General features: G+C 72.1%; 15 protein-coding genes. 4 read left to right on the forward strand and 11 right to left on the reverse strand.

What is annotated here, in order from left to right:
- Window positions 1–79 precede the first annotated feature (79 nt).
- Window positions 80–2002 carry a molecular chaperone DnaK gene (gene dnaK, locus OF850_RS15490; RefSeq protein WP_301591185.1) on the reverse strand — a complete coding sequence of 641 codons (1923 nt, stop codon included), beginning with the start codon at window positions 2000–2002 and terminating at the stop codon, window positions 80–82.
- Between the two features lie 320 nt (window positions 2003–2322).
- Here dnaK and OF850_RS15495 point away from each other — a divergent pair, with 320 nt between their 5' ends.
- On the forward strand, window positions 2323–3348 hold the full coding sequence (locus OF850_RS15495) for a class I SAM-dependent methyltransferase (protein WP_301591186.1): 1026 nt from the start codon (window positions 2323–2325) through the stop codon (window positions 3346–3348).
- Between the two features lie 41 nt (window positions 3349–3389).
- On the opposite strand, the gene OF850_RS15500 is transcribed toward OF850_RS15495, so the two are convergent.
- Together OF850_RS15500 and OF850_RS15505 are read right to left on the reverse strand one after the other, a co-directional pair.
- Window positions 3390–4370, reverse strand: coding sequence for a tripartite tricarboxylate transporter substrate-binding protein (locus OF850_RS15500; protein WP_301591187.1), 981 nt, complete (start codon window positions 4368–4370; stop codon window positions 3390–3392).
- A 66-nt stretch (window positions 4371–4436) separates the two neighbouring features.
- Window positions 4437–5390, reverse strand: a complete 954-nt coding sequence (locus OF850_RS15505; protein ID WP_301591188.1) for a Bug family tripartite tricarboxylate transporter substrate binding protein — start codon at window positions 5388–5390, stop codon at window positions 4437–4439.
- Window positions 5391–5527: 137 nt separating this feature from the next.
- On the opposite strand from OF850_RS15505, the gene OF850_RS15510 reads away from it, so the two are divergent.
- Window positions 5528–8200 (forward strand): PAS domain-containing sensor histidine kinase, encoded by a 2673-nt coding sequence (locus OF850_RS15510; RefSeq protein WP_301591189.1) that lies wholly within the window; start codon window positions 5528–5530, stop codon window positions 8198–8200.
- A gap of 6 nt (window positions 8201–8206) precedes the next feature.
- On the opposite strand, the gene OF850_RS15515 is transcribed toward OF850_RS15510, so the two are convergent.
- The 4 genes from OF850_RS15515 to OF850_RS15530 are packed head-to-tail and all read right to left on the reverse strand — an operon-like array spanning window position 8207 to window position 10771.
- Window positions 8207–8686, reverse strand: a complete 480-nt coding sequence (locus OF850_RS15515; RefSeq protein ID WP_301591190.1) for a hypothetical protein — start codon at window positions 8684–8686, stop codon at window positions 8207–8209.
- Entirely contained in the window at window positions 8683–9207 is a 525-nt protein-coding gene (locus OF850_RS15520) for an NUDIX hydrolase (RefSeq protein ID WP_301591191.1), read from the reverse strand. The genes OF850_RS15515 and OF850_RS15520 overlap by 4 nt, the downstream gene beginning before the upstream one ends.
- Window positions 9208–9265: 58 nt before the next feature.
- Entirely contained in the window at window positions 9266–9454 is a 189-nt protein-coding gene (locus OF850_RS15525; protein WP_301591192.1) for a twin transmembrane helix small protein, read from the reverse strand.
- 39 nt (window positions 9455–9493) lie between these two features.
- Entirely contained in the window at window positions 9494–10771 is a 1278-nt protein-coding gene (locus OF850_RS15530; protein ID WP_301591193.1) for an MFS transporter, read from the reverse strand.
- On the opposite strand from OF850_RS15530, the gene OF850_RS15535 reads away from it, so the two are divergent.
- Complete coding sequence (locus OF850_RS15535) at window positions 10770–13085, forward strand: mechanosensitive ion channel domain-containing protein (RefSeq protein WP_301591194.1); 2316 nt, start codon at window positions 10770–10772, stop codon at window positions 13083–13085. The two genes, OF850_RS15530 and OF850_RS15535, sit on opposite strands and share 2 nt — an antisense overlap.
- Here the strand turns inward: OF850_RS15535 and OF850_RS15540 are convergent.
- Genes OF850_RS15540 through OF850_RS15555 form a run of 4 tightly spaced genes read right to left on the reverse strand, consistent with a single transcriptional unit; the run spans window position 12994 to window position 15001 of the window.
- Complete coding sequence (locus OF850_RS15540; protein ID WP_301591195.1) at window positions 12994–13296, reverse strand: AzlD family protein; 303 nt, start codon at window positions 13294–13296, stop codon at window positions 12994–12996. The genes OF850_RS15535 and OF850_RS15540 overlap by 92 nt on opposite strands.
- Window positions 13293–13994 carry an AzlC family ABC transporter permease gene (locus tag OF850_RS15545; RefSeq protein WP_301591196.1) on the reverse strand — a complete coding sequence of 234 codons (702 nt, stop codon included), beginning with the start codon at window positions 13992–13994 and terminating at the stop codon, window positions 13293–13295. Before OF850_RS15545 ends, OF850_RS15540 begins: the two co-directional genes overlap by 4 nt.
- A complete protein-coding gene (locus OF850_RS15550; protein WP_301591197.1) occupies window positions 13991–14545 on the reverse strand; it encodes a RecX family transcriptional regulator in 555 nt (184 codons plus the stop codon). The genes OF850_RS15545 and OF850_RS15550 overlap by 4 nt, the downstream gene beginning before the upstream one ends.
- A 9-nt stretch (window positions 14546–14554) precedes the next feature.
- Entirely contained in the window at window positions 14555–15001 is a 447-nt protein-coding gene (locus OF850_RS15555; protein WP_301591198.1) for an RrF2 family transcriptional regulator, read from the reverse strand.
- A gap of 91 nt (window positions 15002–15092) precedes the next feature.
- Between OF850_RS15555 and cysK the strand changes: the two genes are divergently transcribed.
- Window positions 15093–16046: a cysteine synthase A gene (gene cysK / locus OF850_RS15560; protein ID WP_301591199.1), complete on the forward strand. Its 954-nt coding sequence runs from the start codon at window positions 15093–15095 to the stop codon at window positions 16044–16046.
- Window positions 16047–16101: the final 55 nt, after the last annotated feature.

The raw sequence follows: 16101 nt of genomic DNA on the forward strand, positions 1-16101 counted from the left end.
GTCCCACGAAACCCTGGAAGAAGCAACGCCCGGGTCATTGCTGACCCGGGCGCCTCGGTCGCGTTGCGCTCGCGCGCCCTCACGACTTGTTCTGCTTCTTGGGGTCCACCTCCTCGAAGTCGGCGTCCACCACCTTGTCGCCGCCCGGGGCACCGCCCGCCTGGGACTGCGCGCCGGCCTCGGGCTGCGGCGAAGCCTGCTCGGCCTTGTACATGGCCTCGCCCATCTTCATCGCGGCCTGGGAGAGCTTCTCGGCCGCGGCGTTGATCGCCTCGGCATCGCCGCCCTCCATGGCGGTGCGCGCTTCGCGGATCGCGGCCTCGGCCGCCTCCTTCTCGGGGCCGGGCACCTTGCCCTCGTTGTCGCGGATGGTCTTCTCCGTGGAGTGGACCAGCGCGTCCAGGCCGTTCCGGGCCTCGACCGCCTCGCGGCGCTTCTTGTCCGCCTCGGCATTCGCCTCGGCCTCGCGCACCATCTTCTCGATGTCGGCGTCGCTCAGGCCGGACTTGGCCTGGATGCGGATCTGCTGCTCCTTGCCCGTGGCCTTGTCCTTCGCCGAGACGGACACGATGCCGTTCGCGTCGATGTCGAAGGTCACCTCGATCTGCGGCACGCCGCGCGGGGCGCCCGGGATGCCGGTCAGGTCGAAATTGCCGAGCAGCTTGTTGTCCGACGCCATCTCCCGCTCGCCCTGGAAGACCTTGATGGTCACGGCGGTCTGGTTGTCGTCCGCCGTGGAGAAGGTCTGGGATTTCTTGGTCGGGATGGTGGTGTTGCGGTCGATCAGGCGCGTGAACACGCCGCCCAGCGTCTCGATGCCGAGCGAGAGCGGCGTCACGTCCAGCAGCAGCACGTCCTTGACGTCGCCCTTCAGCACGCCGCCCTGGATCGCCGCGCCGATGGCCACGACCTCGTCGGGGTTGACGTTGCGGGCCGGCTCCTTGCCGAAGAAGCCCTTCACCGTCTCGACCACCTTGGGCATGCGGGTCATGCCGCCGACCAGGATGACCTCGTCGATCTCGCCGGCCGCGAGGCCCGCATCCTTCAACGCCTGGCGGCAGGGCTCCAGCGTGCGCTGCACCAGGTCGTCCACCAGCGCTTCCAGCTTGGCGCGGGTGAGCTGCATGACGAGGTGCTTCGGCCCGGAGGCGTCGGCCGTGATGAAGGGCAGGTTGATCTCGGTCTGCTTGCTCGACGACAGCTCGATCTTGGCCTTCTCGCCGGCTTCCTTCAGGCGCTGCAGCGCCAGCTTGTCGCCGCGCAGGTCGATGCCGTTCTCGCGCTTGAACTCGTCGGCCAGGTAGTCGATCACGCGCTGGTCGAAATCCTCGCCGCCCAGGAAGGTGTCGCCGTTGGTGGACTTCACCTCGAAGACGCCGTCGCCGATCTCGAGGATGGACACGTCGAAGGTGCCGCCGCCGAGATCATAGACCGCGATGGTGCCGGTGGCCTTCTTGTCCATGCCGTAGGCGAGCGCCGCCGCCGTCGGCTCGTTGATGATGCGCAGCACCTCGAGGCCCGCGATGGCGCCGGCCTCCTTGGTCGCCTGGCGCTGGGCGTCGTTGAAGTAGGCGGGGACGGTGATGACGGCCTGCGTCACCTTCTCGCCGAGATAGGCCTCGGCCGTCTCCTTCATCTTGGTGAGCACGTTCGCGCTGATCTGCTGCGGCGCGTACTTCTTGCCCTCGACCTCGACCCAGGCGTCGCCGTTGTCGGCCTTGGTGATGGCGAAGGGGGCGAGGCCCTTCTCCTTCTGCACCATCGCGTCGTCGTACTTGCGGCCGATCAGGCGCTTGACGGCGTAGAGGGTATTGGTCGGGTTGGTGACGGCCTGGCGCTTGGCGCTCTGGCCCACCAGACGCTCGCCATTCTTGGCGAAGGCGACCATGGAGGGCGTGGTGCGCGCGCCTTCCGCGTTCTCCAGCACCTTCACCTCGCCGCCTTCCATGATGGCGACGCAGGAATTGGTGGTGCCGAGGTCGATGCCGATGACTTTGCTCATCCGTGTGTCTCCTATGCGGCGGCCTGGGAAGCGGCCCTTGCGAGGCACCGCGTCCCGCCCCTCGCGGATGGGGTGTGGACGACAGGGGAGATATTGAGCCGGGCGTGGCGCGGCAAGGGGTGGAGTGTGGGATTTCCGCAACAGGGGCTGCGGCTTGACTTCCCGCACCCTCCATCGCACTCACGGCTTCACGGTCTTCACCTTCTTCTCCGACGCGGTGCCGGCATCCTGCTTCCCGCCTACCCTGCCGAGCCGCTGATCTAACGGCTCCTCGCCTAATGCTTTGACCCTAATCCCCCAGCAGAAGGGAGGGCATCACGATGCATGACACCGCCATCGCCGCCGGAAAGGCCTTCTTCGACGCTTACATGCCCGAAGGCGGCAAGCGCGTCCTCGAGATCGGATCGCTCGACGTCAATGGCAGCCTGCGCGACGTAGCTCCGCTGGGCACGGATTACGTGGGCGCGGATCTCGGTCCGGGCCGGGGCGTCGACATCGTGGTTCCAGCCGGCGAGGACCTTCCTTTCCCTTCAGATAGCTTCGACGCCTGCGTCAGCATCTCCTGCTTCGAGCACGACAGCGTGTTCTGGGAAACAATTTGCCGCATCGCCCGCGTCATCCGGCCGGGCGGGCTGATCTATCTGGACGTCCCGTCCAACGGCCCCTACCACGCCTATCCACGCGACATTTGGCGCTTCTATCCCGATGCTGGGCTGGCGCTCGCGGAATGGGCACGCAAAGAGGGCTTTCCGCTAACGCTGGTAGAGAGCGGCACACTGCGGCGCCGCGCCGACTTAGTGGGATGGAACGACTTCGTGGCCGTACTGCAAAAAGCCCCGGTGACGCCGCCCCGCCGCTTCATGCTGGAAGCCTTCCCGGACGCCATGAACGTCCGCCGCCTCGGCGTCGAAGGGCTGCTGAACCCGGAGCCCAAGACTGAGGACCAACGCCTGCTGGACGAGGTGCGGCACGAGGCCGGGCGCAGGGGGGAGGAAGCGGCGCGGCTGAGTGCGACGTTGGGCGAGCGAGAGGCGCAGATCGAGGCGTGCGGGGCGGAAGTAAAGGCCCTGCGGGACCGCGCTACGGCTCTAACCGCCACACTGAGCGATCGCGACGCGGAGATCCGCTCGCTTGGCCAGACCTTGAGCCGGCGCGCGGAGGAGACGGACTCGCTGCGCCGGACGATGGAAGCGCGCGAGAGGGACCTGGCGGTCCTGAAGGACCGCCTCGCCGCGCTGGAAGCCGCGCTCGCCGATGCGCAGAAGCAACTGGCGGAAATGTCGGCCTCAACCAGCTGGCGCGTCACAGCGCCGCTGCGGGCGGTGAGCCGGCGCCTGAAGGGCTGAGAGGCGGAGGGTGCACCGGGCCCCCTCCCCCGTGGCCCGGTTCAGTCCGCGTACTGGCCGGCGGCCTGGATGATCGGCCGCCAGCGGGCGATGTCCGCCTGCCAGAAGGCGCGGTGCGCCTCGGACGTCGCCTTGTCCTGGGCCACCGGCTCCGTGCCCAGGTCGTTGAAGCGGCGGATCAGGTTCTGGTCGCTCAGCGCGGCCTGCAGGGCGGTGGACAGGCGGCTCACGATCTCGCGCGGGGTGTTCCGCGGCGCGTAGAGCCCGTGCCACACGCTGACCTCGAAATTCGGCAGCCCGGCCTCGCGCGCCGTCGGCACGTCCGGCAGGGCGCTGACGCGGTTCTCCGTGGTGAGGGCAAAGGCGCGGATCGTCCCGGCGCGGATCTGCTCCGTCGTGTTGGTGGTCTGGTCGCACATCAGGTCCACCGTGCCGGCGACGAGGTCGTTCATGGCCGGGGCGGTGCCGCGATAGGGCACCGTGGTCAGCGGCACCTGCAGCGCCGACTGGAACAGGAGGCCGCACAGGTGGGAGGCGGCGCCGACGCCGGCATTGGCCAGGTTGATCCGGTCGCGCTGGCGGCGCACCAGGGCAATCAGCTCCTGGAGGTTGTTCGCCTCGATGTTGCGCTTCGCCACCAGGGTCATCGGCACCTCGGTGATGAGGCCGACGGGCTCGAAGCCATTCACCGGGTCATAGGCGAGGCGGCGATACAGGGTCGGGATGGTCGCCATGCCGATGTGATGCACGAGGACCGTGTAGCCATCCGGGCGGGCCTGCGCCGTGCGCTGCGCGCCCAGCGTGCCGCCAGCCCCGCCCACATTCTCCACCACCACCGTGCCGCCCAGGCTGCGGCCCATGCCCTCGGCCACCAGCCGCGCCACGGTGTCGGTCGGCCCGCCCGCCGCGAAGGGAACGATCACCGTGATGGTGCGGTCGGGGTAGCGGGGCTGGGCCAGGGCCGGGAGGGCGAGGCCGGAAACTGCAACAGCGGGAAGGGCGCGCCGGGAAAGGCGGGACATAGGATTCACTCCGTGCGAGGCGAAAGGCGGCGGTTATGTCGCCTCGCACGGGGGTGAGCGCAAGGTTCAGTTCTGCGGAACTTCCAGCCTTGACAGGACGGGACGCCAGCGCTGCGCCTCGCTGGCAAGGAAGGCGCCGAACTCGGCCGGGGTGCCGCCCTTCAGGAACTGCGCCTCGTTGGTCAGGCGCTCTCGGACGCGCGGCTCGCGCAGCGCCTCGTTGGCGGCGGCGTTCAGCCGCTCCACCGTGGCGGGCGGCGTGCGGGCCGGGGCCAGCAGCCCGAACCAGGATTCCGCGACGAGGCCCGGATAGCTCTCGGCGAAGGTGGGCACGTCGGGGGTGGAGGGCACGCGCTCCGCGCTGGTCCAGCCGAGGATGCGACCCTGGTTGTTGCGGAACACCGGCAGGGCGGTGGAGCCCGCGACCACCAGCAGGTCGATGTCTTTGGCGAGGAAGGCGGCGAGCGACTGGGAATCGCCGCGATAGGTGACGTCCTGCATCGTCACGCCCATGCGCTCCAGCACCAGGAGCATGGCGACGTTGGTCAGGGTGGTGGGCCCGTTGGTGCCATAGGTGATGCGGCCCGGCCGCTCCCGCGCCGCGGCGGCCAGGGCGGCGATGTCGGCCGGCCCGTCATGGCGCGCGATCACCGCGAAGGGAAAGGTGGAGACGAGCATCACCGGCGCGAAATCCTCCACCTTGTAGGACAGGTTGCGGTGGATCGCCGGGTTAATGGTGAGCGTTGTGCCGGCCGCCATCAACGTGGTGCTGCCGTCGGGCGCGGCGCGGGCCACCGCCTCGGCGCCGACGATGGTGTTGCCGCCCGGCCGGTTCTCCACGACCACGTTCTGGCCGAGCACGGCGGACATGCGCTCCGCCATCAGGCGGGACACGGTGTCGGTCGAGCCGCCGGGCGCGAAGGGGACGACGATCGTCACGGGGCGGGACTGGGCCAGGGCGGGCGTCGCAAGGGCAAGCGGCGCCAGGGCCAGTGCGGCCCGGCGTGTGGTGCTCGGCATGGGTTCCTCCGGTCTCTTGGGCAGCTTCGCTACCGTGATGCACCGTATCAGCTTCTTTCTGGCCATGGCCACCCGGCGCGGTTATGTTCGCGGGCATGGTGTACGGGTTGCCAGAAGCCCTCCTGGCGCCCGTCGGGATGGGACAGATATTCGACGAAACGGATTGGTCTGCCACCGCGCTGGGCCCTCGGGCGCGCTGGCCGCTGGCCCTGCGCCTGGCCGTGGACCTCATCCTGGCCTCGCGCTTTCCCATGAGCGTGGCGTGGGGGGAGGAGCGCATCCTCCTCTACAACGATGCCTATGCCGAGATCCTGGGCGCGCGGCACCCGGAGGCGCTGGGCCGGCCGATGCAGGAAGTCTGGCCGGAGGCATGGCCGGAACTCGGCCCCCTTGTCGCGCGGAGCTTCGGGGGCGAGGCAGTGTGGCGCGAGGACATGCTGCTCACGCTGGAGCGGCACGGCTATCCGGAGCCGGCCTGGTTCACCTTCTCCTTCTCGCCGCTGCGCGACGGCCTGGGCGCGGTGTGCGGCATGCTGAACACCGTGGTGGAAACCACGGGGCGGCAGAGGCTGGAAGCCTCGCTGCGGCACAGCGAGGCGCGGCACCGCGCCCTGCTGGAAAGCATCGGCGACGGGTTCTTCGTGCTCGACCGCCATTGGCGCTTCTCCTACGTCAACCCGCAGGGCGCGCGCATCCTCGGCCGCCCGGTGGAGGAGATGCTGGGGGCGGTCATCTGGGACGCCTTCCCAGGTCTCGTCGCCTCCCGCTTCGAGGCGGTGTACCGCCGCGTCGCCGAAACCCGCGCGATGGGGACGGAGCGCGCCTTCTACCCCGATCAGGGCCGCTGGTACGAGGTGCGGGCCTTTCCCGCGGAGCCGGGCGGGATCTCCGTCTTCGTGCGCGACGTGTCGGAGGAGGTGCGCAAGGACGAAGCGCTGCGGCGCTCGGAAACCCGCTACCGCTCCCTGTCCGAGGCGTCCTCGCAGCTGGTCTGGACGCTGGACGGGGCGCAGCGCATGGGCGGCGGCCAGCCCGGCTGGGAAGCCTTCACCGGCCAGGACAAGGCGGCGCGCAGCGGGATGGGATGGCTGGAGGCCGTGCACCCGGACCACCGGGGCCGCTTGCTCCACCTCGCCCGCGCGGCGGTGGAGGAGGGCCAGGCCTACGAGGCCGAATTTGTCCTGCGCCGGCATGATGGCGCCTGGCGCACCCTGCGCGCGCGTGGCGTGCCGGTCCGCGATGCCGAGGGCGCGGTCGTGGAATGGGTGGGCAGCGGCGCCGACGTCACGGAGCAGCGCCTGACCGAGGGACGCCTCGCCCTCGCGATGGAGGGAACGAGCGACGGGCTGTGGGATTGGAACATCGTTTCCGGCGAAAGCTTCCACTCGCCCCGCATTGCCGCGATGCTCGGCCACGCGCCGGAGGAGTGGGACAGCAGCCACGAGAACTGGCTCCGCACCATCCATCCCGAGGACCGGCCGGCGGTCGAGACGCGGCTGCACGAGCATCTGGCAGGCGAGACGGAGGACTACTCCGCCACCTACCGCGTGCGGCACCGCGATGGGCGCTGGCTGTGGATCCTGTCGCGCGCCCGGGCGCTGCGCGACGTGGAGGGCTGCGCCATCCGCCTGGTGGGCGCCCACACCGACATCACCGCCCAGAAGGAAGCCGAGACGGCGCTGGCCGAGCGCGAGGCGCGGCTGCGGGTGATGGCGGATGCCATGCCGCAGATCGTCTGGTGGGCGGACCCGAGCGGGCACACCCTCTGGTACAATCGTCGCTGGCACGAATTCACCGGCATCCCCCGCACCGACGTCGCGCCGCCCCCCGAGGAGCGCCTGCACGTCTACCACCCCGAGGACCTCCCCGTCGCGCAGGAGCGCTGGCGCCACTCGCTCCGCACCGGCGAGCCCTACGAGGTGGAATACCGCTTCCGCGATGCGGCGACGGGACAGTGGCGCTGGCACCTGGGCCGTGCCCTGCCGGCGCGCGACGCGGAGGGCCGGATCACGGCCTGGGTGGGCACCGCCACCGACATCCACGACCAGCGCGACGCGCGCGAGATCCTGACCCGGTCGCATGACGAGCTGGAGCGGCTGGTGGCCGCGCGCACGTCCGAGCTGATGCGCGCCGAGGCGGCGCTGCGCCACAGCGAGCGGCTGCAGGCCATGGGCCAGCTTACCGGTTCCATCGCGCACGACTTCTCCAACGTGCTGCAGGTGGTGGATTCCGGCATCCATCTCCTCGCCAGCGAGGAGCTGTCGGGGGAGGAGCGGCTGGAGGTGGCGGACGGGGTCGGCGCCTCCCTGGAGAATGCGCGGCGGATGACCCGTCAGCTCCTCGCCTTCGCGCGGCAGCAGCCGCTGGAGCCCGCGACGCTGGATCTCAACGCAAGGCTGCGGGCGATGCGGGAGCTGCTGCGCCATTCCCTCGGCCAGCGCATCGCGCTGAAGACGGAGTTCGCGGAGGGGCTGCCCCCGGTGACGCTGGATCCGGCGCAGCTGGAAACGGCGCTGCTGAACCTCGTGATGAATGCGCGCGACGCGATGCCGGAGGGGGGGACGCTCACCCTCTCGACGGCGATGGAGGATGGCCGCGTGGCGCTGACCGTTGCCGACACGGGCGAGGGCATGCCGCCCGAGGTGCTGGAACGGCTCTTCGAGCCCTTCTTCACCACCAAGCCGGCGGGCAAGGGCACCGGGCTCGGCCTCGCCCAGGTGCATGGGTTCCTGGCCCAGTCCGGCGGCGAGGTGCGGGTGGAAAGCACGCCCGGTGCGGGCAGCCGCTTCACCCTGCTCCTGCCTTCCTGATCCTCCCTACCACGCCATCGGCGTGGTGAGGCGCAGCCCGGGTGCCGGGTTCTGGAACAGCCGGTTCTCCCGCGTCGCGTAGGCACCGTCCTGCGCCACGCCCCGTCCGGGCAGGCGCGGGTTGATCAGCGCCGGCTCCAGCCCGGACTCCGCCAGGCTGGACCGGCCGACCCTGGGCCCTTCCAGGTCGAGATTGGGGCGCGGGGCCAGTTCGGGGCGCGGGGCCACGGGCTGCGGCACGCCCGCGAAGCCGCCGAAGCCGTTCGCGCCGGGGGTGCCGCCCGTGCCGGGGACGCCGCCATCCATCCAGGCGCGGTCGCGCGGGTTGCGCGGGCGGGCGCGCCGGGGCGGCGTGCGGCGGGGCGCGGTGGGCTGCGCCGCCTGGGGCGCGGGCGGCGCGACGGCCGGGACCTCGAATTCCTGCGCGCGGGCCGGTGCGGCGCCCAGCGGCACCAGCAGGGCCAGCAGCGGCAGAAGCGGGATCAAAGCCCTGCCATGCCGCGCGAGTCTTCCGACGGGTTCGTTTCCACCCCCGGAAGGTTCCGCCGCCAGGCATGGAGCGCCCAGCGGACGGAGGGAAAGGCGATGCTGTCCCACGGGATCTCCTCCCACGTGAAAAGCGCCACTTCCTGGCTTTCCGGCCCGGCGGCGAAGCCCGGCTCGGCCAGGGAGGCGCGAAAGATCACCTGCACCTGGCCGATGCGGGCGATCGAATACACGGCCAGGACGCTGTCCAGGGAAAGGCGGGCGCACGCCTCTTCCCACGCCTCGCGCCGGGCCCCCTCCTCCACCGTCTCGCCCAGTTCGAGATAACCGGCGGGCAGGGTCCAGAACCCCTTGCGCGGCTCGATGGCGCGGCGGCACAGCAGGATGCGGCCTTCTTCCGACACGACGCTGCCGACCACCACCTTCGGGTTCTCGTAGGCGATGAAGCCGCATTCGCCGCAAACCAGGCGCTCGCGGTCCTCGCCCTCCGGCACGCGCCGGGTGAAGCGGGCAGCATCCATGAAGACAAGGTGAAGATCCGGACAGCCCGGCGCAAGAGGCTTGTGGCTCGGGAAAACCCTACCGCATCAGGAGCATCAGCACCGCAAACAGGAGAAGCGCGAGGCCCTGCAGCAGCACGCGGTAGCGCATGAGCTTCTGCGAGGTCTGGGCGGAACCGCCGCGCGCCATGCCGATCAGGCCGGCGAACAGGACGCCGAGCACCGCCAGCATCGCGGCCCCGACCAGGAAGGTGAGGAAGGTTGTCATTCCCCGCACATAAGGTCGTTCCGGCCGAAGCGGTATGGCTCAGCCGCGCATCCCTTGCAGCCGGCGCACCGCCACGACGCCGACGAGGGCCGCCAGGGCGCAAAGAAGGAAGCCCGGCCCGTAGCCCCCGGTGCCGAGAACCAGCATGGAGAAGCCCGAGGGCGCCACCACCATGGTCGCGGCGAAGACGAAGCCCAGCGCCGCCGTCGCCGCCCCCACCCGCCCCTCGGGGGCGAGGCGCGCCACCTCGCCCAGCAGGACACCGTTCCAGGCCACGGCGCTGGCGCCCATGGCCGCGCCCAGCAGGAGGATCGCCGCCTCGGGCCAGGAGGGACCGGCCAGGGCGAAGCCCGCCGAGGCGAGGGCGATGACCACGCCCAGCGCGACGAGCACGGGCGGCGCCCCGATCCGGTCCGCGACCAGTGCCCAGAGCACGCGGCCCACCATGCCCGCGCATTGAGCCAGGGCCAAGGCGAGCCCCGCCGCCTCCAGCCCCCGCCCCAGCACCTCCACCTGCCAGACCACGAAGAAGCTGGAGAAGCAGAACTGCCCGATGCCGAAGGAGGCAGAGGCGACCGTCAGGGCCCGGATCCGTGGGTCGTCGCGCAGGATGGAAAGCGAGGCACGGGCTTCGGCGAAGGGGCGCAGGGGCGGCGCGTCGGGCTGGCGGTCGGCATCCAGCACGGCGCGCAGCGGCTGCAGCGCCAGGGCGAGCAGGACGGAGAACAGCGCCACCCCCAGGACGCCGCCGCGCCAGCCGAAGATCAGCGCGAGCAGCGGCGCCAGCGCGGCCACCAGCATGGCGCCCATGGGAACGCCGCACTGCTTCAGCCCGAAGATCAGCGAGCGCCGCGCCGGCGGGGTGCGCGGCGCCAGCAGGTGCGAGCCGGCGGGGGTGATCGGCCCATGACCCAGCCCGGACAGCAGGGCCGACAGGACCAGCGCCAGCGGATGCCCGAAGGCGGCCAGGGCAATGCCCAGACCCACGGTGACCAGCGCGCCCTGGCACACCCGCACCCCGCCATGGCGGCGCAGGAGCCCCGCCGACAGCGGCCCGGACAACAGCGCCCCGGCATAGACCAGCGAGGTGTGGAACCCGGCCAACCCGGCCGGCAGCCCCGTCTCGGCGGCGATGGCAGGCGCCAGCACCGGCACCGCCAGGAAGGCCCCCATCCCTGCCAGGTGCGTGCCCATGAGGGCGAGCATGACAGTCCAGACAGAGGGTTCACGTGGCATGGGGTTCCCATGCTGCGATGCGGGGCGGCACCCGTCCACCGGGTTGACCCCGGCCATCGGCGCCGCGAAACCCTCCCGCATGATCCGGCTGCTTCTTGCCCTGCTGCTTCTCGTCGCACCGGCCCAGGCCCAACAGCCGGTCGTGCCCGCGCCCGCGCCGGCAGCCCCCGCCGCCCCGGCGGAACCGGCCCCGGCCGCGCCCGCCGCCTCGCCCGAGGTGGCGGCGCTGCTGGAGGTCCTGCGGGACGAAGCCCGCCGCGCCGAGCTGATCCGCGCCCTTGAGGCAGCCCAGCCCGGCACGCCCGCACCCGCGGCGGGCGAGGCGCCGGCGGCCCCGCCCGCCGCGGAGGCCCCTGCCCTTCCCGCCCCGGCGGAGATCGCCGCCGGCATCGCCGGGCGCCTCGGCAACCTGCTGGGCGATGCGGTGGACGCGCTTTCCGCCGCCACCGACCTGCGCGGCGTCGGGCAATGGCTCGGCGACCTGGCCCAGGATGAGCGGCTGCGGCAGCAGGTGGCCTCGCTGCTGTGGAAGCTCCTTCTGGTGCTGGGCGGCGGCCTCCTCGCCGAATGGCTGGTGACCCGGGCGCTGCGGCGGCCGCGCGCCTGGCTGGAACGCCGCGCCGCCGCCATCGAGGGGCCGCTGCCTGGGCTGCGCCGCCTGCCCTGGATCCTGGGCAACCTCGCCCTCGACCTCCTGCCCATCCTCGCCTTCGGCGTGGTGGCGATCGGCACGGTGGGGTTCCTGGCGACCTGGCCGTCCAACCGCGTCATCATGGAAACCATCGCCACCTCCTACATGGCGGCGCGGGCGGTGATGGCCGTGGGACGCATGGTCTTCGCCCCCTCCTCCACCAAGCTGCGCCTCGTGCGCTGCGACGACGAGACGGCGCACTACGCCACGCTGTGGATCCGCCGCCTCGCGCTCACCGCCGTCACCTTCTACGCTCTGTCGGAACTCGCGCTGTTCTTCGGCCTGCCGCCGGCGGCGCAGGTGGCGATCTGGCGCCTGGGGCTGCTCGGCCTTTCCGTGCTGCTGGCGGTGGTGGTGATGCAGAACCGCACCGCCGTCGCGCGTTTGCTCGCCGCCCCGCCCCTGAAGGAGGGCGACGAGCCGGACGGTGCGCGGCGCTTCCTGCGCGGGGCGCGCGACCGCCTGGCGGAGGCGTGGCACGTCCTCGCCGTGCTTTGGCTCCTGGCCGCCTGGACGGTCTGGGCGCTGCAGATCGACCGCGGCTTCGAGCGGCTGATCACCGCCTCGGTGATGACGGTGGTCATCATCGCCCTCGGCAAGCTGGTGGACGAGATGATGCGACGCGGCCTCGGTCGGCTGATGCGGATCTCGCCGGAGCTGGCGCGCAACTATCCGGGGCTGGAGGCGCGCACGAACCGCTACCTGCCGGCGCTGCGCGGCATCCTGTCCTTCCTGATCCTGCTGGTCACCCTAATCCTGCTGCTGGAAGCCTGGGGGCTGGGAGCGCTGTCCTGGTTCCGCCCCGGGCGGATCGGCGGACGCGCGGTTTCCGCCATCCTCACCATCACCCTGACCGGCGGCCTCGCCCTGGCGATCTGGGAGGCGGCGAATGCCGCCATCCAGCGCCACCTCGCCAGCCTCCCGGCCTCGGGCCAGGCGGCGCAATCGGCGCGGGTGCGGACGCTGCTGCCCATGCTCCGCACCGCGCTGGGCGTGGTGCTGACGGTGGTGTTCGGGCTGACGACGCTCAGCGAGGTGGGGGTGAACGTGGCGCCGCTGCTGGCCGGCGCCGGCGTGGTCGGCCTCGCGGTCGGCTTCGGCTCGCAGACGCTGGTGCGCGACGTCATCACCGGCATCTTCCTGCTGTTCGAGGATGCGGTGGCGGTGGGCGATTCGGTGACGGTTGGCGCGCTGTCCGGCACGGTCGAGCAGCTTTCCATCCGCTCCATCAAGCTGCGGGCGCTGGACGGGGCGATCCACATCATCCCCTTCTCCGCCGTCACCACCGTCACCAACCAGACGCGCGACTTCGGATACGCCGTGGTGGACATCCCCGTGGACTACGCGTCGAACACGGACCAGGCGATCCGCGTCATGCGCTCCGTCGGCGAATCGCTGCGCGAGGACGAGGCCTGGGCGCCGCAATTGCTGGCGCCTCTGGAGGTGATGGGGGTGGACCGCATGGGCGATGGCGGCGTGGTGCTGCGCGCCCGCATCATGACGCCCCCGGCGCGCCGCGTCGCCGTGGGCCGCGAGCTGAACCGCCGCCTCAAGCAGGCCTTCGACGCGGCGGGCATCCGCCTCTGGGCCGCGGGCGCCGGCCGCGAGGGGTTCAAGCCGCCAGAGCCAGAGCCCACAAAGCCCCCACCCCCGCTGCAATCGCCAGGAGGTAGGAGCGGAGTGCGAGCATGGCCCCGACCGTGACCGCCCCGGCGAGCAGGTGCGGCACCCCGCCCTGCAGCAGCGGCGGCGCGACAAAGGCCACGAAGATGCACCCCGGCATGTGGTGCAGCATGGCCTGCACGAAGGGGCCGGGCCGGAAGGCGCGCAGCAGGGCGTAGCCCCCGGCGCGCAGCACATAGGTCGCGATCGCCATGCCGAGGATGGCGAGCAGCACGTCGGGGCGCAGGCTCATCGCCGACCGTCCCGCCAGGCGCCGGCCGCCGCGCCGCACAGCGCCCCGGCCAGCACCGGCCAGGGCGGCCCCAGCCCGGCGAAATGCGCCAGCGCCGCCGCGATTCCCGCGACCAGCCAGGGCACGGCGTCGCCGCGCCCGCGCCAGATCGGCACCATCAGCGCCAGGATGGTGGCGATGCCGGCGAAGAACACCGGATGGCCGGGCGGCAGCCGTATCAGCCCGGCGGCGGCATGTCCCACCCCGGTCATCGTGGTCCAGCCGGCCCACATGGTCAGCCCCATGCCGAGCAGCAGCGCCGCGTCCCGCCCGCCCTGGCGCTGGTCGGCGATGCAGACGGCGAAGGTGTTGTCCACCAGCGTCGCCAGCGTGCCCCAGAGGCGGACCCCACGCAGCCGGTCCAGCCAGGGCGACAGCGCCGCCCCCATCGGCGCGAGGCGCAGGTTGATCACCAGCGCCGCCAGCGTCGCGCCCAGCACCGGCGCCGGCTCGCGCCACAGCTCCAGCGCGACGATCTGCGAGGTGCCGGCGAAGACCAGCGCGCTCATCAGCACCGTTTCCAGGAAGGACAGCCCTTTGCTGTCCGCCACCACGCCGACCACCAGCGCGAAGGGCACCATGGCGGGCAGCAGCCCCACCGCGAGGCGCGCCCCGCGCAGCGCCCCCACGCGGGTGAAGACCACCGGCCCGGGCTTCACCCGAGGCGCTCCACCGCCTCGTCGCGGCTCATGGCGAGGGCGCGCCGCGCCACCTCGCCGCCGAACCCGGCCCGCGCCAGGGTGGCGAGCCATTTGCGGCGCGTGTCCGGATCGGGGGCCGCCGCGGCGAAGGGACCGATGCGGCGGCGGCGGCAGGCGACGAGGCAGGCATGGGTCTCGTCCGGCACCTCCTCTCCTTCCAGCGCGGCGGCGGCGAGGGGCGGGGCGACGCCCTTCTGCAGCAGATGCGCCAGCGTGGCGCGGCCCGAGCGGCCGGAGCCGCGCAGCCGGCGCGCGCGGGAGGCGGCAAAGGCCGCGTCGTCCACCGCCCCCGCCTCGACCAGCCTGCGCGCGATGCGCGCGGCGGCTTCGGTGGCGCGGGCCGCCTCGGCGGCGATCTCCTCCGCGTCGCGCCCCCCCTGCCCCGCCTCGCGCGCCCAGCGGCGGATGCGGTTGGCCAGGACGCGGCGCAGCCCCGCCTCCGTCGCCGAGAAGCGCGCGAGGTGCGCCAGAGCGGCCTCGTGCAGCGCGGCGTCGTCGATGCGGGGCACGGCCCGGCCTCAGATCACGAAGTGCAGCGGCTCCGTCACCGGGCGGCGCAGCCCGGCGGCGGCGGCGCGCTTCAGCAGGTCCTCCACCGAAAGCGCGGCCAGGCGCTCGTCCAGCACCGCATCGAGTTCGGCCCAGAGCGGAACGGTCACCGCGTTGGCGAGGCGCCCGGCAGGCGGCGAGGGCGGCTCGGAGTCCACCACCGCCTCCACCACCTCGGCGAGGCGGACCTCGCGGGGGGCGCGGGCCATGCGGTAGCCGCCGCGCGGGCCGCGCAGGCTGTCCAGGATGCCGGCACGCACCAGGGCCTGGAGCAGCGGCTCGATGCCGCGCCGCGCCGCGCCCAGTCGCTCCGCCACCTCGGCCGCGCCCGTCACCTCGCCGCCGCGCCCGGCGTGGAAGGCGATGTCCAGCACGATGTCGAGGGCAAGAAGCGCCCGGTCCTGGCGCAGCAGCATGGTGAATCCCCTGATTCCGTTCTGTGGATATGCGCTTCCGACTGGACATTCTCCAGTCTCAGGGGCCAGAAATACGCCCATGATTCGTGATATGGCAACTGACATTCCAGCCGGGTTGCGCTCGGGCGTGCTGGACACGATCGGCCGGACGCCGCTGGTGCTGCTGCCCCGCCTGATGGAGCGTGAGGGGCTGCGGGCGCGGCTCGCGCTGAAGCTGGAGTTCATGAATCCCGGCGGCTCGGTGAAGGACCGGATCGGTCTGGCGATGATCCGCGCCGCCGAGGCCGCGGGCGAGATTTCCCCCGGCCGCTCGGTGCTGGTGGAGCCGACCTCGGGCAATACCGGCATCGCGCTGGCCGTGGCGGCGGCGGCGCGCGGCTACCGCCTCATCGTGGTCATGCCGGACGGGGCGAGCATGGAGCGGCGCAAGATGCTGCGCCTGCTGGGCGCGGAGCTGGAGCTGACCCCGGCGCGCAAGGGCATGGGCGGCGCCATCGCCCGCGCGGAGGAGATCGTGGCACGGACGGAGAATGCCTGGATGCCGCGCCAGTTCGACAACGGCGCCAACCCCGCCATCCACGAGCAGACCACGGCCGAGGAGATCTGGGTGGATTCGGAAGGCCGCGTGGACGCGGTGGTGGGCGGCATCGGCACCGGCGGCACGCTGACCGGCATCGCCCGCGCCCTGAAGCCGCGCCGCCCTTCCATGCGCGTCATCGGGGTGGAGCCGGCGGAGTCGGCGGTGCTGAACGGCGACGACCCGGGGCCGCACCGCATCCAGGGCATCGGCGCGGGGTTCCGCCCGGCGGTGCTGGAACTGGAAAGGCTGGACGAGGTGCGCCGCGTCGCCGAGCGCGAATCCTTCGCCGCCGCGCGGCTCTCGGCGCGGGTGGAGGGGCTGGCCATCGGCATCTCCTCCGGCGCCGTGCTGCACGCCATGATGGAACTAGCGCGCGAGAAGGCGATGGAGGGCAAGCTGATCGTCGGCATCGCCGCCAGCTACGCCGAGCGCTACCTTTCGACGGAGCTGTTCGAGGGGCTGTGACGGCGCGCTTGCTGCTAGGAGCGCCGCCCATGCTCTGCTATGAAGCCGGTCCCCC

Origin of the sequence: Sabulicella glaciei (assembly GCF_026183895.1) — a bacterium.
GTDB lineage: Bacteria > Pseudomonadota > Alphaproteobacteria > Acetobacterales > Acetobacteraceae > Roseococcus > Roseococcus glaciei.